Consider the following 18,398-nt stretch of genomic DNA (forward strand, 5'->3'; position numbering starts at 1 on the left):
GTCGAGGGCCGGCCCCGCTGTGCGGAGCTGACCGGCCCGATCAGGTGATGCGGCTCCGGATCACGCCTTGCGGCGCAGTTCGCGGAGCACGCCGTGCCGGCGGAGCGCCCACGCCAGTCGCCGCGCGCTCGGGTGCCGGACGAACAGCACCGCCGCCCGGCGGACCAGCCCGAACCGGTTGTCGCTCACCTGGTCGTCGGCCGCCCGCCAGATCAGCTCGCGGACGCCGGGGCTGTCCAGCATCGCCCTTACCTCGTGGCGTACCCGGGGGTCCTCGGCCGCGGACGTGACGGCGGTGACCAGGCCGGGACGGTCGGCGAGCGGCTCCACTGACGCGGCGACGAGCGGCCGGCGTACGGTGTCCCGCTCCAGCAGCAGCAACACCGCCTCCCGGACCTCGGTGCTGTCGAGCCCGGACCGCAGCAGGCCCAGCGCGCTGCGCTCGACCTCGCGGTCGCGGTCCGGAAGGGACAGTGCGGCCAGCAGCACTGTCACCTCGTCGAGGTCGACGAGGTGACGCAGCCCGTCGCGGAACTCCGGGAGCGCCCACGCCACCGTCAGCCCGCGCGCGAGATCGCGGTTCATGGGCCATTCGCTACCCGGAGTCGACAGCCGCCGAAACGCCGCGACAGCGCCGTGAAATAAGCCGTGGTTACAAGCGTTCACCTGAGCCGGTCGTATTGGCAGCCTCGGTTGCGAGAACGACCGGCATGGCCGGATAGGGGTCGCTGATCGGTTTGCGCTGAGCATGGACTCTTTCCCGCACCGTCACCAGCGTGGGGCCGGCGACGTAATGCCTGCCCCGCCGCTCACCTCGTGCTTCCAGAAGGCCCTGCTCGACAAGGCTGGCCAGATCCCGAGATGCGGTCCTGTCCTCGACATCGGCAAGTTTGACGTACCCGGAGCGACGGATGCGATAGCCCAGGACTGCCTCGTAGAGGAGATCGGTCACCCGCTCAGGGAGCCTGTTCTCGGCAACGATCGCGTCCAACTCCGACCAGATGCCGGACGCCTCCTCGAAGCGGCGAGCGACGGTCTGCGCCTGCATGTGATGGGCGCGCAGGTTGAACGACACCCAGAGGTGCGCCGAACCTTCGGGGTTCCAGCGGCCACGTCCGGTAACCGCCAACACCCGGTAGTAGTCCTCGGTGTTGCTGCCCAGCCATTCCTCAATGCTGGAGAAAGCAGGCTCGACGATCGCGCGTCGGGAGAGCACCAACGTCTGAAGGGCGCGTGCCATTCGCCCGTTGCCATCACGGAACGGATGGATCATCACCAGGTTCAGATGCGCCATGGCTGCTTTGACGAGCGGAGAGGCGGTGACATCCGACCGTAGATCTTCGGTTAGCTCCTCCATGAGGTGAGGCACGTGGTCGGCGTCCGCGCCCTCGTACACCCGCTCATCGGTTCGCTCATCGTGGACGTAGATCGGGCCCTTGCGATATTGCCCCGGGCTCTTGCCCAGATCGTGCGAGAGCATCATGTAGTGCATGCTGCGGATCACCGACGTGTCGAACCGGAAGTGCGGATCCCCGGCGGTTTGCAGCACGTATCCCAGAGCCTGCCGATAGCCCCGGATCTCGGCGAAGGTCCGGTGGTCGGCGCTCAGCGGCTCCTCGCCGTCTAGCGCGGCGGCGGCGTCGTCCTCGGCGACCACGTAGCCCTCGATGCTGTTGGAGCCGAGAATCGCGCGGGCCAACATCGTGCGCCGGAGGCCACCGGTCCACCGGCGAGGAGTGCGCAGGACATCGGCGAGCATGCGGCGCATGTCATGCACCTCGGCCAGGACGGTCTCGTCGCGATCGTTGAGTTCTGGGGTGGCGTAGATCATCTCATGTCCCAATGTCTCTTAATAAGAGACAAGGCTAGCGTCAGGCGATGTGGATGTCACTTATTTAGTGACATTCGGCCAACGTGTTCCGGTGTCTTGCCGGAAAAGTTACCGGCGAGTAGCGTTCGGGCATGAGCATCGACTCTCGCCAGGTCGCGGCCGGTCTCCTCGACGCCGTGCCGTTCGCCCGCACGCTCGGGATCGAGTTCGTCGAGGTGGCGCCCGAGGCCGAGGGCGGGGTCCGGGCCGTGGTCCGGCTCCCCGACGACCCGGCGCACCACAACCACGTGGGCGGCCCGCATGCCGGGGCCATGTTCACGCTGGGGGAGAGCGCCTCGGGCGCGGTTGTCCTGGCCGCGTTCGGGCAGGTGCTCGACCGGGCCGTACCCCTGGCCGTGACCGCGACCATCCGCTACCTCAAGGTGGCGGTGGGGCCGGTGCTGGCGACGGCGCGGCTCGGCGGTGTCCCCGCCGAGGTGCTGGCCGAGCTGGACGCCGGGCGACGGCCCGAGTTCCCGGTCGAGGTGGAGGTGCGCACCGAGGACGGCACGCTCACCTCCTCGCTCACCGTGATCTGGACGCTGCGCCCGAACCGCTGAGCCCTGAACGGGTTTGCCCGGGGCGAGCGCCGGATAGATTCAAGCGATGCTGGGCCTCCCCGCGCACGTGAGCGCGTGTCTCTTCGATCTGGACGGTGTGCTGACGCAGACCGCCAAGGTGCACAACGCCGCCTGGGCGGAGACGTTCGACGCCTACCTGCGGCGACGGTCCGTCGAAACCGGCGAGCCGTTCCAACCGTTCGACCCCGGACCGGACTACAACCGTTACGTGGACGGCAGACCGCGCGCCGACGGGGTGCGCACGTTCCTGGCCTCGCGCGGCATCACCCTGCCCGAGGGCTCACCCGACGACCCACCCGAGGCGGACACGGTCAACGGCCTCGGCAACCGCAAGAACGTCGTCCTGCTCCAGCGGATCGAGCAGTACGGCGTCGAGGCGTACGAAGGTTCGGTTCGCTACCTGGAGGCCGCCACCGCGGCCGGGCTGCGGCGGGCGGTCGTCTCGGCCAGCGCCAACTGCGCCGCCGTGGTGCACGCCGCCGGGCTGGACCGCTGGCTGGAGGCGCGGGTCGACGGCGTGGTCGCCCGCGCGAACGGGCTGCGCGGCAAACCGGACCCGGACACGTTCCTGGAAGGCGCGCGGCTGCTCGGCGTCGAACCGGCGCAGGCCGCCGTCTTCGAGGACGCCCTCGCCGGCGTGGCCGCCGGACGGGCCGGCGGATTCGGGTACGTGATCGGCGTCGACCGGGTCGGCCAGGCCGACGAACTGCTGGCGCACGGCGCCGACGTGGTGGTCACCGACCTCGCCGAACTGCTCGCGGCGGAGCCGGCCGCGTGATCCGGGAACGGGCGTATCCGGTCGAGCCCTGGCATGTCCGGGAGGTACGCCTCGACATGGACGTGCTGGCCCAGTCCGAGTCGGTGTTCGCGCTCTCCAACGGGCACATCGGGCTGCGCGGCAACCTCGACGAGGGCGAGCCGCACGGCCTGCCCGGCACCTACCTGAACTCCTTCTACGAGCTGCGCCCGCTGCCGTACGCGGAAGCCGGCTTCGGCTTCCCCGAGTCCGGGCAGACCATCGTCAACGTCACCAACGGCAAACTGATCCGGCTGCTCGTGGACGACGAACCGCTCGACGTCCGCTACGGCGAGGTGCTCGCCCACGAGCGGGTCCTCGACATGCGCGCCGGAACGCTCCAACGCGACCTGCACTGGCGTTCCCCGGCCGGGCGCGAGGTCAAGGTCCGCACCACCCGGCTGGTGTCGTTCACCCAGCGCTCGGTCGCCGCCATCCACTACGAGGTGGAGCCGGTCGACGGGCCGCTGCGGCTGATCCTCCAGTCCGAGCTGGTGGCCAACGAGACGCTGCCGCCGCAGAGCCGCGACCCCCGGGTGGCCGCCGTACTGGAGTCACCGCTGCAGGCCGAGGAGGAACTCACCACCGACGACGGCGGCCTGCTCATCCACCGGACCAAGGTCAGCGGCCTGCGGGTCGCCGCCGCCATGGGCCACGACGTGCACGGCCCCGAACGCACCACGATCGAGAGCGAAGGGTACGAGGACTGGGTCCGCACCACCATCGGCTGCGTGCTCAAGCCCGGCGAGAAGCTGCACGTGATCAAGTACCTCACGTACGGCTGGTCCAGCCGCCGGTCGCTGCCGGCGCTGCGCGACCAGGTCGGCGCGGCGCTCGCCGCGGCCCGGCTCGACGGCTGGGACGGGCTGCGCCGGGCGCAGCGGGAATACCTCGACGCGTTCTGGGACGCCGCCGACGTGCGCGTCGAAGGCGACCCGGAGGTCCAGCAGGCCGTCCGCTTCGGCCTCTTCCACGTGCTCCAGGCCGGCGCCCGCGGGGAACGGCGGCCGATCTCCGCCAAGGGCCTCACCGGCCCCGGGTACGACGGCCACGCATTCTGGGACACCGAGATGTTCGTGCTGCCGGTGCTCACGTACACCCAGCCCGGCGCGGTCCGCGACGCGCTGCAGTGGCGGCACGCCACGCTCGCCCAGGCCCAGGAGCGGGCCCGCACGCTGAACCTCGAAGGCGCCGCCTTCCCGTGGCGCACCATCGAAGGACCCGAGTCGTCGGCGTACTGGCCGGCCGGAACCGCCGCGTTCCACATCGCCGCCGACGTCGCCGACGCGCTGCGCCGCTACGTGCTGGTCACCGGCGACGAGACACTGGAACGCGAGATCGGACTGGAACTGCTTGTCGAGACCGCCCGGCTGTGGCGATCCCTCGGCCACCACGACCGGGCCGGGCAGTTCCACATCGACGGCGTGACCGGCCCCGACGAGTACACAGCCGTGAAGAACGACAACGTCTACACCAACCTGATGGCGCAGCGGAACCTGCGTACCGCCGCGGACTGCGCGATGCGCTACCGGGACCAGGCCCTCGACCTCGGCGTCACCGAGGAGGAAGCCGCCGCGTGGCGGGACGCCGCGAACGACATGCACGTCCCGTACGACGCCGAGACCGAGGTGCACGAGCAGGTCGAGGGGTTCACCCGGTTCCAGGAGTGGGACTTCGAGCACACGCCACCGGAGAAGTACCCGCTGCTGCTGCACTACCCGTACTTCGACCTCTACCGCAAGCAGGTCGTCAAGCAGGCCGACCTGGTGTTGGCCATGCACTGGCGGGGCGACGCGTTCAGCGCCGCCGAGAAACTGCGCAACTTCGTCTACTACGAGCGGCGCACCGTACGCGACTCGTCGTTGAGCGCCTGCACCCAGGCGGTGCTCGCGGCCGAGGTCGGCTTCCTCGAACTGGCCCACCGCTACCTGCGCGAGGCCGCGCTGATGGACCTGCACGACCTGAACGAGAACACCCGCGACGGCGTGCACATGGCGTCCCTGGCCGGCGCCTGGATCGCGCTCGTCGCCGGATTCGGCGGCCTGCGGGACCACGACGGGACGCTCTCCTTCGCGCCCCGGCTCTCCAGCCGCCTCAGCCGACTGGAGTTCTCGCTCCAGTGGCGCGGGATGCGACTGCGCGTCGACGTGCGGCCGCACCAGACCACGTACTCGCTGCGCAACGGCGGCCCGGACACGGTGGTGGAGCTGCGGCACCACGGCGAGCCGCTGCGGGTCACCTCGGCGCAGCCGGTCACCGTGCCGATCCCGCCCGAGCACCCGACCGAGCCGCAGCCGGAGCAGCCGCAGGGCCGCGCGCCGCTGATGCACCTGCCGGAACGCATGTAGCGGTCCCGCCCGAAAGAGGCGGGACCGCTCGGTACGCGTACCCTCAGAACTGGCGGCCGTTGGACGGGCGCCCGCCGGCGTCGCGCGGCGCCGTGGCCCGCGGATCGTCGGATGTCCGCGCCGTCGAGGCGCGGTCGGCCCAGTCCGGCGAGCCCTCAAGCTCCCGCTTGCGGCGCTCCTGGTCGGTGAGTTCCTGTTCCCGGGACCTGTCCTGTTTCGCCATGACGATCCTCGCGATCCGTCGGGGTCCGTGGTCACCCCGCGCGTTCCCGCCCGGCGGCGGCTCAACCGTCCAGGTGGCGGGCGAAGCTGCGCCGCAGGTGGTCCTTGGGGCGGGAGCCGACGATCGAGCCGACCACCTCGCCGTCCCGGAACACCAGCATGGTCGGCGCGGACATGATCCGGTGGGCGCGGGTGGTGGCCGGGTTCTCGTCGGTGTTGAGGGTGACGAAGCGCAGCGCGTCGCCGAACTCCTCGGCCAGCTCGGCCAGGTGCTTCGACACCACCCGGCACGGCGGGCACCACTCGGCCCAGAAGTCGACCACCACGGGCCGGTCGGCGGCCAGCACGGTGGCCGTAAAGGTGTCGTCGGTGACCGGGGTCAGCCGGCCGGTCCCCGTGTCCTGAGGCATGTTTCCTCCCGTTGGGCGATCGCGTGGGCGAGCTGGTCGTGCAGGCGGCGGCGGACGTCGCCGAGCCGGTCGAGGTAGTCGTCCACCTCGGCGAGCTTGCGCCGCAGCACCGCCACCGAATCGGGGCAGACGTCACCGGAGTCGTTCCCCGCGCGCAGGCAGGCGACGAACGGGCGGATGTCGTCCAGGCCGAACCCGATCGCCAGCAGGGAGCGGATCTCGCGGACGACGCGCAGTTCCGCCTCGTCGTAGACCCGGTACCCGTTGGCGGACCGGCCCGGCCGGACCAGGCCGTGGGTCTCGTAGTAGCGCAGGGTGCGGGTGCTCGTACCGGCCCGCCGCGCCAGCTCCCCGATCCGCATCCGCCGCCCCCGTCCCTGCCTGGTGAATCGACGCTAAACCTTGCCGCCGACGTCAACGCAACCCCGCACGCGCGGCCTCCCCGCGCGGCGTTCCCCGCGCGGCGTCCCCGCGCGGCGTTCCCCGCCGGGATCCCCGCTGGCTGTCCCCGTCGATCATGAGGTTGACGGCGTTGTGGATCTCCAAATCTGCCGCCAACTTCATGATCGACCCCGTCGGGGCGGGGTCCGGTGGGGCTGGGGTGGCGTCCCCGTGGATCTTGGTACGAAACGGCCCCTCCAGGGGCCGTTTCGTACCAAGATCTCCCGTGGTCTTGCCCGGATGGGCGTGATCATGAAGTTGGCGGCGTGGGGAAGCGCTTTCTGGGCCGTCAACTTCATGATCGTGCGGTTGGGGGGTATCGGGTGGGCGGGGGGGTGGAGGGATATGCGTGAGGTTTCGGTGCCTGTTGTCGACGGAGGGCTCGTCGGGGATGTCAGTGTGCCCGGCGGGGCCGGTGGGGTGGTGCTGTTCGCGCACGGGAGCGGCAGCTCGCGGCACAGCCCGCGCAACACGGCCGTCGGGCGCGCGCTCAACGACCGTGGGCTGGCCACCGTGCTGGTCGACCTGCTGACCGCCGACGAGGAGGCGCGGGACGAGGTCACCGCCGAACTGCGCTTCGACATCGGGATGCTGGCCGAGCGCCTGGCCGGAATCGTCGACTGGATGGGCGCCGACCCGGAGCTGGGGCGGCTCCCGATCGGGCTGTTCGGCGCCAGCACCGGCGCCGCCGCCGCCCTGGTCGCCGCGGCGGCCCGGCCGGACCGGGTGGCCGCGGTGGTCTCCCGGGGCGGCCGGCCCGACCTGGCCGGCAGCTCACTGACCGCGGTACGCGCACCGACGCTGCTGCTCGTCGGCGGCCTGGACGAGCAGGTGATCGTGCTCAACGAGCAGGCCCGGGACGCGCTCGGCGAGGTGGCGGAGCTGCGGATCGTGCCCGGCGCCACCCACCTGTTCGAGGAGCCCGGCACGCTGGAGCAGGTGGCCGACCAGGCAGGTACCTGGTTCACCACCCACCTGCGCCAGCCGCACCCCGCCTGAGCGGCAGCCCGTCAGCCCGCGGCTTCGACGGCCGGGTCCGGCCCGGCGGCGCGGCCGGTTTCGGCGCGGTGCCGCTGCACGGTGTCCAGCACCCGCCAGAGCACCGCCGCGATCGGCACCGACACGAACGCGCCGGCCACCCCGGCGACCAGCGTGCCGGCGGTGACCACCACCAGGATGACCGCCGGATGCAGTTGCACCTGCCGCCGCATCACCAGTGGCTCCAGCAGGTTGCCCTCGATCTGCTGGACGGCGATCACCGCGGCGAGCGTGAGCAGAGCCGTGGTGGGACCGTTCGCGGCGAGCGCGACGAGCACCGCCACCGCGCCGGCCACCGTGGCACCGATGATCGGCACGAAGCCGCCGAGGAACGTGATCAGGGCGAGCGGCAGGGCCAGCGGGACCCGCAACACGACAAGCGCCAGTCCGATGCCGATGGCGTCGATGGCCGCGATGATCATCGTGCCCCGGCTGTACGCGCCGAGCGTGCGCCAGCCGGCCCGGCCCGCCTCGGCGGTCAGCTCCCGGCGCGGACCGGTCAGCCGGCGCAACACCCAGTGCCACATCGAACGGCCGTCCTTGAGCAGGAAGAACAGCAGCACCAGCGCGAGCAGGATCGCGCCGGCCACCTCGGCTGCCTTGCGCGCCCCGGCCACCGGGTCGGGCGTCCCGCTGCTCAGGCCCTGCCGGATCTGCTCCACCAGCCGGTCGAGCTGCTGATCGGTGACCGGCAGGCTGGAGGTGACGAAGTCGCGGGTGCGTTGCAGCCCCTCATCGAGTTGCTGGCTCAGCTCGCCGAACTGGCTCGCGGTGAGATTCCAGACCAGGACGCCGGCACCACCCAGGATGCCGAGCAACAGCAGGACGGTGAGCAGCGCGGCGAGCCCGGCCGGCGCCCGCAGCCGGCGCAGGCGTACCAGGACCGGATCGAGCAGCGCGGTGAGGAAGAGCGTGCCGGCCAGCGCCACCGCCAGCGGCGCGAGCAGCACCGCGATCTGCCCCAGCAGCCACAACCCGGCCGTCACCACGAGGAGACAGGCGCTCCAGGTGACAGCGGTCCGTACCGGCCAGGGCAGCCCCGCCCAGGTCTGCCGGGGGCCGGTCGTCGGTGCCGGCCGCGTCGGCTCGGATCCATCAGCGTCCACGTCGCCTCCTCGATCGTGGCCGTTGGTACCCGACGCACGTCGATCCGACACCCCGGCGGGAATCGCCCACCCGGTGTTTGTGCCCCCAGCCCCAGGGAAGGCTTCCAACGTATCGAAGGGAGATCCGACATGAGCGACTTCATGGACAAGGCCAAGGACTTCGCCGACAAGCATGACAAGCAGGTCGACCAGGGCATCGAGAAGGCGGGTGACGCGGCCGACAAGCGCACCGGCGGCAAGTACGACGCCCAGATCGACAAGGGCGTCGACATGGCGCAGCAGCGGACCGGCGAGGGTGACACCGGGCGCTGACCCCGTACACCCGCACCGGCGCCGGACACGACGGCGGCCACGCCCCCTCAGGGAGCGTGGCCGCCGTGGCGTCGGGGTCAGGAGCTGTAGCCGCGTCCAGCGATCCAGTTGGCCAGCTCGGTCACGTCCATCCAGTACGTCGGCGTGTCCGGCCGGGCGGGGTCGGCGATGAGGACGGTGTCGGCGTCGCCCTCGTACCGCACCACGGTCAGGTAGTGGCCGGGGTAGCTGTGCTCCACCCCGTCGATGTCCCGGGCGCCGCCCAGGATGTTCGCCACCACCGGCCGGTCGTCGTCCACGGCGGTCCGGATGTCCGCGCGCAGGCGTGCCACCTGCTCCGGGGTGGCCACGTCGTCGCGGATCTCGGTGGTCCGGTACTTGCCGCCGGTGTACTCGTTGAGCACGCGGGTGATGTCGATGGCGGAGTCGGTGCCGTTCTGGGTGGTGCCCAGCTTCGCGGCCAGCTCGTCCTGGCTCACGTCCTTGCCCTCGGCCGAGAGCGCGATGCGGGCCGAGGCGGGACCACAGTAGAAGAAGTTCGGCTGAGCCTGGTACTCGTAGTCGGCGGTGCGGTCACCCTTGCCCTTGACCGGGGCCGCGTGGGCGGCGGCCGGGCCGGCGACGGCACCGCCGGCAGCGGCGAGACCGGCGACGGAGAGCAGGCACTTGCGGATGATCGGGTTCATGTCGAGGCTCCATTCGGGGGTCGACGGCTCCGTGCGGGAGACGCGGCACCAGGAGTGGCGCTCGGCGTACGGAGAGTTCAACCGCCCTGCTTCCGGGCCTCATTTCCGGGCGTGACCGGGGCCACCGCGAAACCGGACAGAGCGCCTCAGTCGGGCAGGCTGCCCAGGAGCCGGGTCACCGCGATCTCGATGACCACCCGCTCCGGATTCGGACGCGGGGTGCGATAACGCTCGGCGTACCGCCGTTCGGCCTCGGCCACCGAAGCCGGGTCGCCGCGCAGCGCCGCCCGGCCCTCCACGGTCAGCCACCAGCGGCCGTCGACCTGGCAGACCGCCACCGGAGTGCCGTCCGGTCCGGCCGCGGCGACGTGCCGCGCCTTGGCCGACCCCGCGGAGGTGATCACCCGGGCCAGGCCGGCCTCCGGGTCGAAGGTCACCCCCACCGGTACGACGTGCGGGGTGCCGTCGGCGCGCAGCGTGGTCAGCGTGGCGAGATGCCGGTCCGCGAAGAAGCGGGCCACCCGCCCGTCGTGCGGATCCAACCGGTGCCGTCCCGCCATGCCGTCTCCTCGTTCGCGTGTCTCATCGGCGGGGCGCCGCGCCGGGCGGCAGCGCCGGGGACTTCCCGGTGGCCCGCTGTTCCACCTGGGCGGCACGATGCTTGACGGCCAGCCGGCCCAGGTAGAACAGCGCGCCGGCCAGCACGCCCATGTCGTCCAGGTAGATCGGGTCGGGCAGCAGGTCCACCGGCAGGATCGTGTAGATCAGCGCGCCGTAGAACGCGACCTTGCCGCCGGCGCCGAGCGCGCCGAGCATGCGGCGGGTGCGGACCAGCCGGACGGCGAGCACGACCGCCCCGGCCAGCATGGCCGCCGCGACGACGGCGGCGAGTACGACGAGCACCCAGGCTTCACGGGACACGCCCTCACGCTAGCCGAGCCGGGTCGATGCCGCCCGCGGGTCGTGGCCGTGACGCCCCGGGTCGTGGCCCGGGGCGCTCAGGCCGCCACGGCCGCCCGTCCCCGGGCAACCGGGGTCAGCTCGCGGGTGATGTCGACGGCGGCCGAACCGGTCGGCAGTTCCCGGGTGGTCTCCGGCCCGGCGAACCCGACGATGGACAGCTCCGCCTGCGGCTCAGGGGCCGGGTGCAGCGCCGCGAACGCCTCGTCGCGCAGGCTCTGCGCCGCCGCCGCGGCCCGCTCGGCGGCCTGCCAGGCGGCCTGTTCCCGCTGCGTGGCGGCCCGGTGCCGGGCGGCGAGGTTGTCCCGAACCAGCCGGCGCAGCAGCAGCTCCTGCTCCACCGGGTGCCGGCTCGGGTCCCAGCCGTTCCCGCCGAGGATGTCGCTGAGCTGCCGCACCGTGATCTCGTTGCGCCACTGGGCGTCCATCGCCGCCCGGTGCAGCCAGCGCTCCCGGTCCGCGTACTCGGCCGGGGTCCGGGCGGTCCGGGGCAGCGGCAGCGCCGCGGCGGCGGCCAGGCGCCGCACGTCGTCCTCCGCCGCCTGGTACGCCTGCCAGGCCGCCTCGGCCTCCTCCTGGGCGGTCAGCCACTCCGTCCGGCTCCGCTCGGCGGTCGCCGCCGCGCGGGCGGCGGCCACCGCCACCTCGTCGGCGTACCGGTCCCGCTCCCGATCCTGTACGCGGGCCCGCTCGGCCTGATCGATGCTGCTCGGCCGGGCGGCGTCACTGATCCGGTCGACAAGCTCCGAGCGGAACCGGGACGGGCGGACGATCAGGGCGGCGACCACTGTGGCGGCCACGGCGAGCAGAGCCAGCCAGATCACGGCGGCAGCGGGGACGTCGGGCAGGACGGTGGAGAAGACGGTCTGCATCACCAGCACCTCAAGGTGGAACGACTGACGAACAACGGTTTGTGGCCCGGTCATCCGGGTGGGTGCGTCTCGCTACGGAGACGCGGCAGGGCGCGCGGGTGCGGCAGGTGTGGCCGCGCCGGGGCGTACCGGAAAGGTGGCCCGGTCAGGCGCGCGGCGGACCGCGGCGGGCGATGGCTGCCCGAGCCGGGTCGGCGACGGCGACGGCCTCGACGCCGGGCACCCGCCCGGCGGCTGTGGATTCGGTGCCGGCCGCGTCGGCGGCGGGACCGGAGGTGGACCGCGGCGCGCCGTCGGCCGTCGTGCCGCCCGCCGCGACCGTCGTCAGGCCGACCTCGGCCGGAACCGGAGACGCGATCACGCTCGGCGCGGCGGCGGAGGCGACAGTGACCGCGACGGACTGCTCGGTCACGGTGGCATGGGCGGGTGCGGCGGCGATGCCCTGGAGGCCGACGATCAGCACCAGGCCGGCCACGGCCGTGCGGGCGATCCGGCGCAGCGTCGCCGTCCAGGTGGACGGGGCGAACGCTACGGGCAGCACCAATTCAACCTATCGGTCAGCGGACGATTTCGCAGCTCAAAGATCTTGCTGGTTACGTGAGCCGTCCCACGGGTCGCTGTGGACGGACCGCTGCCTCGATGCCGCTGTCAGTTGCCGCCGAGCACCGGCGGCGGAGCGCCGTCGCCGTCGCCCCAGACCATCTCGTCCTCGGTGAGCCAGGTCAGCCGGCCGTCGGACTCGTCGTCGCCGTGGCTGCCGCGACCACCGAGCACGCCGCCACGGCCGGCCATCGCGGGCCGCCCGGTGCCGCCGGCCCGCTCGCCGGACCTGCCCCCGGCCTCGACCACCAGGCCGCGACCGGAGGTGAGCCGGCCGGTGCCGGCCGCCGCGCGGTTCTCCGCGCCGGGCGCGCCGCCGAACCGGGCCGAGGACGCAGAGTTGGGACCGGTGCCCGCGAGCGACCCGGTGCTGAGCACGCCGGGGGCGCCGTAGAGCCCGCCGCTGCCCCCGCCGGCCGTCATCGTGGCGGGGCCGCCGCCGGAGCCGAAGCCCGCGCTGCCGCCGATCGTCGGGCCGCCGGTGGTGCCGGTCAACGGGCCGGCGCCGGCCAGCGAGGTGCCGCCCGGGTCGACGGTTCCGCCGGTGGTGACCGAGCCCGGAGCGCCCGCGCCGGGGTTGCCGCCCGGTGTGCCCGCGCCCGGGGCGCCCGCACCGGGCGTGCCGCTGGTCGGCGCCGTGTGGTGCACGCCCGACGTGGTGGCGGTGGCGCTCGCTCCCGGGCCGAAACTGCCCAGGTTCGGGCCGGACGACGGCGTCTTGACCGAGGGACCGTTCTGCAGCGTCGGGTCGCCGTTGCTGGTGTTGCCGGGCAGTTCGACCTCGGGCGGGTCCGGCACGACGATCCGGCCGTACGCCGAGAAGTCGTAGCCCTCGGCGAGCTTCGCCACGACCTGCACCATCCGCTGGTGCGCCTTCTCCTGCTCGGCCTTGTCCTGCTGGTGGCCGACGATCCCGCCGATCACCGCGCCGGGGGCGCCGCCGAGCAGGAAGCCCTTGCCGGCGCCGGAGAGCAGCTTGTCGTTGTCGTCGGTCTTCTCCGGGCTCTCCGCCTTGGACTGCGCGGCCCGCAGCTCGCTGGACATCATGTCGAGGCCCTGCCGGATGCCCGTCATGCCCTCGGCGAGGTTGCCGGAGTAGCGCACGACCATGTCCAGCCGCCTGGTGAACTCGCGCGCGGCGTCGCCGGTCCAGCTCTTGGACAGCGCCTCCAGGTCGGCGGTGAGGTCGCGGCCGAGGTCGTCGAGCGTGCTCTTGAGGGAGGTCCACTGGGCGCTGAGCGCCTCGATCTGCTTCGGGTCGCCGGCGTTGACGCCCTGGTAGAGCTCCTCGTGGCTGACGTGCTCGTAGCGCCGGGTGTACTCAGACACGCGGGTCCTCCTTCGGCTGCTTCATCGCCTCGTTCAGCCCCGAGAGGGCGGCGGCGATGTCGGCCGCGGCGGCGGCGTTGCGGGCCTCGGCGGTCTTGTAGTTCGTCATGATCTTGTGGGTCGCCTCGCGGGCGGCCAGGATCGCCCGGCGCAGCCGGTCGACGTGGTTGACGTAGCTCTGGTGCGTCTCGGAGTAGCGACGTGCGTTGTCGGTCGCGTCGGTGAACGTGCCGAGCGCGGGCGGGCGGCACTGCATCTGGGTGTTCAGCTTGCGCAACACCGACTCCGCCTCGTCCAGCCGCCGCTCAAGTCGCTGGTGGAAGTCCTCCAGGGACAGTACGTCTACTGTCGTGCGCCCCGTCATGGCTGCATCCCCGTAGTCATCGTCGATAACCTTCGCCGCACTCAGGTTAGTCGAAACGCGCCAACCCGGGCGACCCGTGACAGGCCCCATCCACATCGGACCCGGGCGGGGCCGGTCAACCGCCCTGGACCTGGGCCGCGGCGCCGCCGGTGGAGGGGGTCGCGGTGGGCGCCGCCGGGGTCGAGGCATCGAAGTACGCCATCGCGTCCTGGCGCGACAGCGTCGGGCCGGTCGGCACCAGCGCCAGCAGCGAGGCGGGTACGGCCAGCGGGGTCACGTCGCCGTACCCGAGGGCGCTCTTCGCGTCGCCCCCGGCGGTGCCGAGCGGAAAGCGGATGCCCTGGGCGGTGATCAGGTAGACCGTCGACCCGGCCGCCGGCTTGCCGCTCTCTCCGGCCGTGGCCTGCGCCAGCACGCCCTTGCCGCCGGGCAGCAGCACGTTCTCGGCGGTGCGTACCGCGTCCCGGCCGCCCTGCCGCGAGGGCATCGCGGTCGCCTCGGTCAGCTCGGCCGGCGGGGAGTCGAAGACCTCAAGCGTGGTGGTCGGCGGCTGGCCGGGCGGGCCGGGCCGGTAGGTGGCGCAGAGCACCGTGCGCCCCGGGCGGACCTCGTGCGGCGTCGGCAGCCGGGCGGGCAGGCCGTCCGGCTCCAGCCGCTGGTCGGTGAGGAGCCGACCCGCCTCGTCCGGCGTGATCTGCGCCACCTCGCCACCCCGGCCGAGCAGCAGCAGCGCGGTCACCTCCCGGACCGTGGCCAGGCCCTGCCGGGTGAGCACGTAGTACTGGCCGGCCGCCTGGTAGACCTGGCCGATCCGGGCCGGCCGGCCGCCCACCGTGAGCCCGCTCGCGCCGCCGTCCCCGTCGATCGTGGGCTTACGCAGCACCGGGCCCACCGGCACCGCGTTCAGCAGCTGCTGCCCGACGGTGAGATTCGTGACGCCGGCCATCTTCAACGCCACCAGCGCCTGGTCGTCGCCGGCGACACGCAGCCGCGAGCCGCCGGTGAGCAGGTAGCGGGCGTCGCCGGTGCGCACCACGACGGCCCGGTCGGTGAGCGCGGTGCCGCCGGGCAGCGTCCGGTCGATCACCAGGTGCGTGGTGGAGCGCTGCGTGTCGTTCGGGTCGGGCACGTCGCACACCGACCAGGGGAGCCCGACCAGGGACTTGCGGTCCGGCAAGTCGTCGGGGGCGCCCACGATGCCGACCAGCCGGCCGCGCGGCCGGTCCTTGATGGACGCCTGGGACATGGTGCGGGGCTTCGCCGCCGCGTCGTTGACGATCAGCCGCGCCGAGGCGTAGTTGAGCGTCGGGCGCAGCACCCGGTCCTCGCCGAAGTAGTACGTCGCGCCGGTCTCCCGCTCGATCACCAGCGTGTTCGGCTCCAGCGGCGCCGAGTTGCTGGTGAGCTGCCCGTACGCGCCCACCCCGCCGAGCACCACGGCGGCCGCGATCACGCTGCCGAACACCGCCATGCCGAGGCGGCGCATCGGCAGGTCGTTGGTCTCCGGGTCGCCCGACAGCAGCGCCGAGACGATGCGGCGGGTGACGAAGCGGTACGCCTGGACCTGATCGCGGCGGGTCCGCATGACTAACCTCCGGCGGGGTGGGTCCAACGACGACAGGGCCGAGCGGCGTCGCGGGCTTCCCTACGATAAGGGGCCACCGGGGGTGCGCCGGACCCCGTCCGCCGCCCGAACGCCGCACCCCGCCGGCGGATGTCCAGGATGTCCAGAAGGGACGCTCACCGATGACGCAGCTGCAGGCGCCACCCGGTCGTACGGCCACCGCCCCCGCCGTACCGGTGGACCGGCCGGTCACCCCGGCCGACAAGCGCCGCCGGGGCCGGCTCGGCCCGGTCGTGGTCGGGCAGCTCGTCGTGGTGGAGTGCGCCGCGCTGGCGGTCTGGTTCGCCACCGCCGGCCCGCCCTGGCTGCTCGGGGTGGTGGGCGGGCTGGCGCTGCTGGCAGTGGTCGCGGCGTTCGCGCGCCGGGGCGGCCGATGGTGGTACGAGGACCTGATGCTCCGCCGCCGGCTGCGCCGCCGCCGCGACCGGGCCCGGGGCGCGACGCCGGGCGGCGACCCCCGGCTGGCCGCGCTCGCCCCGGAACTGACAGTGGTGGAGCTGACTGAGCGCGGCACCCGCCTCGGCATCGGGCAGGACGACCGGGGCTGGTTCGCCGCGCTGGCGCTCACCGGCCGGCCCGGCGCGCCCGCGGGCTCGATCGAGGCCGCCGTGGTGGACCGCGCGCTCGCCGTGCTCGCCGACTTCTCCGGCCCGGTCACCCAGACCCAGGTCGTCTCGCACACGCTGGTCTGGTACCCGGCCCCCGGCGCGCCGCCGTCGGCGTACCGGACCGTGTGGGTGGCGCTGCGACTGTCGGTGGCCGACGCGCGGGCCGAAACGGTGAGCCGGGGCGGCGGCCTGCGCGGCGTGCACCGGACGGTGGCGGCCGGGGTGGGCCGGCTCGGCAAGGCGCTCAACGCCGCCGGTCTCGGCCACCGCGTGCTCGGGCGGGACGAGCTGCACGCGGCGGTGGTGTCCGGCGCCGGGCTCGACCTGGCGCCGGAGGCGCCGGTGGAGACGTGGACCAGCGTGCGCGGGGGCGGCTGGACGCAGCGCTGCCTGGCCCTGCGGGTACGCCCCAACGGCTCGCTCGGCGCGCTCGTGGACGCGGTCACCGCCACCTCGGCGCCGTCGCACACGGTCGCCGCCGTGGTGCTCCCGGGCGGCCGGCGGGTTCCGCCGCTGCTGCGGGTGGCGGCCATGGACGGGCACGCCGAGGCGCTGGTGAAGGCGGTCCGGGACATGGCCGGGCGCGCGGGTGTGCCGGCCCGCCCGCTGGACGGCCAGCACGGTCCCGGCGTCTACGCCACCGCGCCGGTCGGCACGGCGATGGGGACCGTCACGGTCGAAGGTTGACGATCCAGCCGTACATCCCGCACACCCACACGGCGAGCGGCACCAGCGCGATGATCAGCAGGATCTCGACGATGTCCAGGGTCCGGCCCCAGACCGGCGAGATCCGCTTGCCGGCCACGGTCAGGCCGTAGACCAGGCTGATCACGGCCACCACGGCCAGGCCGCCGAGGACCAGCCCGAGCCGGACCGCCAGCGAGCCGGCGGCGAACGTGGCGGCGGCGACCAGTCCCAGGCCGACGGTGCCGGACAGCAGCACCGGCGTACGCTGCCCGCGGCCGAGGAACGGGCGCGCCCGCAGCAGCGACAGCAGCGCCAGGACCAGGCAGAGCAGGACCGCCGGCAGGCGGCCGTCCTCGGCCAGCACCACCTCGCCGCCGAGCACCAGCAGCGAGACGGTCCAGAGCAGGCCGGTGAGGAAACCGTCGGCGCGCTCGCTGTTGCGCAGCACCGACGGCCCGTCCACCGACTCGGTGTCGGTCTTCAGGTCGTCCGGCCCGGTGGGGATGGACGGCACCGGCAGCCGGGCGAGGCGGTAGGCGAGCATCGGCAGCGCCGGCAGCGCGCCGAAGGCGACTGTCGCCACCACTGCCGCCGACGCCGCCGCGCCGATGCCGAAGGCCAGGCTGAGCACCGCGCCGAGCCCGACCGCCGCCCCCACGCCGACCGCGCCGAGGAACAGCGGCAGGCGGTCGCCGACGGCGAGCGCGGCGATCGCGCCGAACACCACCACGGCGGTGCCGGCGAGCAGGACGTGCGGGGCGGCCAGTTCGCCGAGCGTCCGCTCACCGGCGAGCACCAGCAGGCCGCCGACGCCCGCGTAGCCGATCCCGACCAGGGCCAGCACCGCGCCGGTGCGACTGTCTCCGGCCGCCCGGGACAGCACCGCGGCGCCGACCAGCAGCGCCACCGCGACCACGAAGGCGGCCGCCGCGCCGGGCAGGTGCGGCGGGCCGGTGAACAGCGCCGCCACCGCGCCGCCGGCAAGCGCGGAGGCGGCCAGGAGGACCGCGAACGCCCGCGTGGTGCCCACCTGCCAGGCGCCCGCCCGCTGGGTGGTGGAGGTGGCGACCGCGTCCACCACGTCGTCGAAGACGATCTCCGGGGCGGTCGCGGCACGGGGGTTGAAGTAGAGCACCTCGCCGTCGCGGACCCCGAGCTGGGCGGCGGTACGGCCACCGTCGAGCGGCTGGCCGCCGAGCCGGGACAGGGCCCAGCCGCCGTGCCGCACACCCTCGTCGGCCAGGTCCTCGCCCGCGTAGCGCAGCAGCGTGGGCAGCAGGTCGGCGAGCGGCACGTCGGACGGCAGCGCCAGATCCATCCTGGTACGTGGCGCCACGATGGTGATCCGGCTCAGCCCACCGGTCGCCGTCTTCGTCGCCACAGTGGCCTCCTCGTTGCTCGCAAACGATCCGCTCGGCCCACGGCGCCGCCCCCACGGGTCCACGACGCCTCCGGGAGATTACCTACGATGGCGGTCGCACAGGTTGCCCACCCGACGCTCACCGGCGGTGGCAGACCACGATCAGGGCCGCTTCTGGGGAGGG

General features: G+C 73.3%; 21 protein-coding genes. 6 read left to right on the plus strand and 15 right to left on the minus strand.

Features of this window, described 5'->3' with window-relative positions; translation table 11 throughout:
• Positions 1-60 precede the first annotated feature (60 nt).
• Entirely contained in the window at positions 61-585 is a 525-nt protein-coding gene (locus tag PVK74_RS23775; RefSeq protein ID WP_209959767.1) for a hypothetical protein, read from the minus strand.
• Positions 586-652: 67 nt separating this feature from the next.
• On the minus strand, positions 653-1,831 hold the full coding sequence (locus PVK74_RS23780; protein WP_274477246.1) for a Fic family protein: 1,179 nt from the start codon (positions 1,829-1,831) through the stop codon (positions 653-655).
• A 131-nt stretch (positions 1,832-1,962) separates the two neighbouring features.
• Here PVK74_RS23780 and PVK74_RS23785 point away from each other — a divergent pair, with 131 nt between their 5' ends.
• Genes PVK74_RS23785 through PVK74_RS23795 form a run of 3 tightly spaced genes read left to right on the plus strand, consistent with a single transcriptional unit; the run spans position 1,963 to position 5,595 of the window.
• Entirely contained in the window at positions 1,963-2,430 is a 468-nt protein-coding gene (locus tag PVK74_RS23785) for a DUF4442 domain-containing protein (protein WP_030503534.1), read from the plus strand.
• 46 nt (positions 2,431-2,476) lie between these two features.
• Positions 2,477-3,229, plus strand: coding sequence for an HAD family hydrolase (locus tag PVK74_RS23790; protein ID WP_274477247.1), 753 nt, complete (start codon positions 2,477-2,479; stop codon positions 3,227-3,229).
• Positions 3,226-5,595 carry a glycoside hydrolase family 65 protein gene (locus PVK74_RS23795; protein ID WP_043327109.1) on the plus strand — a complete coding sequence of 790 codons (2,370 nt, stop codon included), beginning with the start codon at positions 3,226-3,228 and terminating at the stop codon, positions 5,593-5,595. The genes PVK74_RS23790 and PVK74_RS23795 overlap by 4 nt, the downstream gene beginning before the upstream one ends.
• A 43-nt stretch (positions 5,596-5,638) precedes the next feature.
• On the opposite strand, the gene PVK74_RS23800 is transcribed toward PVK74_RS23795, so the two are convergent.
• From PVK74_RS23800 to PVK74_RS23810, 3 genes are all read right to left on the minus strand, one after another.
• Positions 5,639-5,818 carry a hypothetical protein gene (locus tag PVK74_RS23800; protein ID WP_030503531.1) on the minus strand — a complete coding sequence of 60 codons (180 nt, stop codon included), beginning with the start codon at positions 5,816-5,818 and terminating at the stop codon, positions 5,639-5,641.
• Between the two features lie 61 nt (positions 5,819-5,879).
• Positions 5,880-6,227: a thioredoxin family protein gene (locus tag PVK74_RS23805; RefSeq protein ID WP_064448789.1), complete on the minus strand. Its 348-nt coding sequence runs from the start codon at positions 6,225-6,227 to the stop codon at positions 5,880-5,882.
• Positions 6,197-6,589 carry a MerR family transcriptional regulator gene (locus PVK74_RS23810; protein ID WP_030503529.1) on the minus strand — a complete coding sequence of 131 codons (393 nt, stop codon included), beginning with the start codon at positions 6,587-6,589 and terminating at the stop codon, positions 6,197-6,199. Before PVK74_RS23810 ends, PVK74_RS23805 begins: the two co-directional genes overlap by 31 nt.
• A gap of 424 nt (positions 6,590-7,013) precedes the next feature.
• Here PVK74_RS23810 and PVK74_RS23815 point away from each other — a divergent pair, with 424 nt between their 5' ends.
• Positions 7,014-7,667: a dienelactone hydrolase family protein gene (locus tag PVK74_RS23815; RefSeq protein ID WP_043327103.1), complete on the plus strand. Its 654-nt coding sequence runs from the start codon at positions 7,014-7,016 to the stop codon at positions 7,665-7,667.
• 11 nt (positions 7,668-7,678) lie between these two features.
• Here the strand turns inward: PVK74_RS23815 and PVK74_RS23820 are convergent, their stop codons facing one another.
• Positions 7,679-8,812 (minus strand): AI-2E family transporter, encoded by a 1,134-nt coding sequence (locus PVK74_RS23820; RefSeq protein WP_274477249.1) that lies wholly within the window; start codon positions 8,810-8,812, stop codon positions 7,679-7,681.
• A 129-nt stretch (positions 8,813-8,941) separates the two neighbouring features.
• Between PVK74_RS23820 and PVK74_RS23825 the strand changes: the two genes are divergently transcribed.
• Positions 8,942-9,124: an antitoxin gene (locus PVK74_RS23825; protein ID WP_043327099.1), complete on the plus strand. Its 183-nt coding sequence runs from the start codon at positions 8,942-8,944 to the stop codon at positions 9,122-9,124.
• Positions 9,125-9,201: 77 nt separating this feature from the next.
• Here the strand turns inward: PVK74_RS23825 and PVK74_RS23830 are convergent, their stop codons facing one another.
• The 8 genes from PVK74_RS23830 to eccB form a co-directional block, all read right to left on the minus strand.
• Positions 9,202-9,810 carry a C39 family peptidase gene (locus tag PVK74_RS23830; RefSeq protein ID WP_064448614.1) on the minus strand — a complete coding sequence of 203 codons (609 nt, stop codon included), beginning with the start codon at positions 9,808-9,810 and terminating at the stop codon, positions 9,202-9,204.
• Between the two features lie 146 nt (positions 9,811-9,956).
• Positions 9,957-10,370, minus strand: coding sequence for a pyridoxamine 5'-phosphate oxidase family protein (locus PVK74_RS23835; protein ID WP_104115880.1), 414 nt, complete (start codon positions 10,368-10,370; stop codon positions 9,957-9,959).
• Positions 10,371-10,392: 22 nt separating this feature from the next.
• Positions 10,393-10,731: a YkvA family protein gene (locus PVK74_RS23840; protein ID WP_043327093.1), complete on the minus strand. Its 339-nt coding sequence runs from the start codon at positions 10,729-10,731 to the stop codon at positions 10,393-10,395.
• 77 nt (positions 10,732-10,808) lie between these two features.
• Positions 10,809-11,642 carry a hypothetical protein gene (locus PVK74_RS23845; RefSeq protein WP_064448627.1) on the minus strand — a complete coding sequence of 278 codons (834 nt, stop codon included), beginning with the start codon at positions 11,640-11,642 and terminating at the stop codon, positions 10,809-10,811.
• Positions 11,643-11,787: 145 nt separating this feature from the next.
• Positions 11,788-12,183 carry a hypothetical protein gene (locus tag PVK74_RS23850; protein ID WP_043330706.1) on the minus strand — a complete coding sequence of 132 codons (396 nt, stop codon included), beginning with the start codon at positions 12,181-12,183 and terminating at the stop codon, positions 11,788-11,790.
• Positions 12,184-12,290: 107 nt separating this feature from the next.
• Positions 12,291-13,571, minus strand: a complete 1,281-nt coding sequence (locus PVK74_RS23855) for a WXG100 family type VII secretion target (protein ID WP_064448611.1) — start codon at positions 13,569-13,571, stop codon at positions 12,291-12,293.
• Entirely contained in the window at positions 13,564-13,935 is a 372-nt protein-coding gene (locus PVK74_RS23860) for a hypothetical protein (protein WP_030503518.1), read from the minus strand. The genes PVK74_RS23855 and PVK74_RS23860 overlap by 8 nt, the downstream gene beginning before the upstream one ends.
• 115 nt (positions 13,936-14,050) lie before the next feature.
• Entirely contained in the window at positions 14,051-15,520 is a 1,470-nt protein-coding gene (gene eccB, locus PVK74_RS23865; protein WP_166455750.1) for a type VII secretion protein EccB, read from the minus strand.
• A 161-nt stretch (positions 15,521-15,681) separates the two neighbouring features.
• On the opposite strand from eccB, the gene PVK74_RS23870 reads away from it, so the two are divergent.
• On the plus strand, positions 15,682-16,854 hold the full coding sequence (locus PVK74_RS23870; RefSeq protein ID WP_064448609.1) for a type VII secretion protein EccE: 1,173 nt from the start codon (positions 15,682-15,684) through the stop codon (positions 16,852-16,854).
• On the opposite strand, the gene eccD is transcribed toward PVK74_RS23870, so the two are convergent.
• A complete protein-coding gene (gene eccD, locus PVK74_RS23875) occupies positions 16,838-18,235 on the minus strand; it encodes a type VII secretion integral membrane protein EccD (RefSeq protein WP_064448608.1) in 1,398 nt (465 codons plus the stop codon). The genes PVK74_RS23870 and eccD overlap by 17 nt on opposite strands.
• Positions 18,236-18,398: the final 163 nt, after the last annotated feature.

It is taken from the genome of Micromonospora chalcea (genome assembly GCF_028768405.1).
Classification (GTDB): Bacteria; Actinomycetota; Actinomycetes; order Mycobacteriales; family Micromonosporaceae; genus Micromonospora; species Micromonospora chalcea.

Coding starts and splice junctions, on each gene's coding strand:
- PVK74_RS23775 (WP_209959767.1), bottom strand. CDS start 585: ATGAACCGCGATCTCGCGCGCGGGCTGACGGTGGCGTGGGCGCTCCCG.
- PVK74_RS23780 (WP_274477246.1), bottom strand. CDS start 1,831: ATGATCTACGCCACCCCAGAACTCAACGATCGCGACGAGACCGTCCTG.
- PVK74_RS23785 (WP_030503534.1), top strand. CDS start 1,963: ATGAGCATCGACTCTCGCCAGGTCGCGGCCGGTCTCCTCGACGCCGTG.
- PVK74_RS23790 (WP_274477247.1), top strand. CDS start 2,477: ATGCTGGGCCTCCCCGCGCACGTGAGCGCGTGTCTCTTCGATCTGGAC.
- PVK74_RS23800 (WP_030503531.1), bottom strand. CDS start 5,818: ATGGCGAAACAGGACAGGTCCCGGGAACAGGAACTCACCGACCAGGAG.
- PVK74_RS23805 (WP_064448789.1), bottom strand. CDS start 6,227: ATGCCTCAGGACACGGGGACCGGCCGGCTGACCCCGGTCACCGACGAC.
- PVK74_RS23810 (WP_030503529.1), bottom strand. CDS start 6,589: ATGCGGATCGGGGAGCTGGCGCGGCGGGCCGGTACGAGCACCCGCACC.
- PVK74_RS23815 (WP_043327103.1), top strand. CDS start 7,014: ATGCGTGAGGTTTCGGTGCCTGTTGTCGACGGAGGGCTCGTCGGGGAT.
- PVK74_RS23825 (WP_043327099.1), top strand. CDS start 8,942: ATGAGCGACTTCATGGACAAGGCCAAGGACTTCGCCGACAAGCATGAC.
- PVK74_RS23830 (WP_064448614.1), bottom strand. CDS start 9,810: ATGAACCCGATCATCCGCAAGTGCCTGCTCTCCGTCGCCGGTCTCGCC.
- PVK74_RS23835 (WP_104115880.1), bottom strand. CDS start 10,370: ATGGCGGGACGGCACCGGTTGGATCCGCACGACGGGCGGGTGGCCCGC.
- PVK74_RS23845 (WP_064448627.1), bottom strand. CDS start 11,642: ATGCAGACCGTCTTCTCCACCGTCCTGCCCGACGTCCCCGCTGCCGCC.
- PVK74_RS23860 (WP_030503518.1), bottom strand. CDS start 13,935: ATGACGGGGCGCACGACAGTAGACGTACTGTCCCTGGAGGACTTCCAC.
- eccB (WP_166455750.1), bottom strand. CDS start 15,520: ATGCGGACCCGCCGCGATCAGGTCCAGGCGTACCGCTTCGTCACCCGC.
- PVK74_RS23870 (WP_064448609.1), top strand. CDS start 15,682: ATGACGCAGCTGCAGGCGCCACCCGGTCGTACGGCCACCGCCCCCGCC.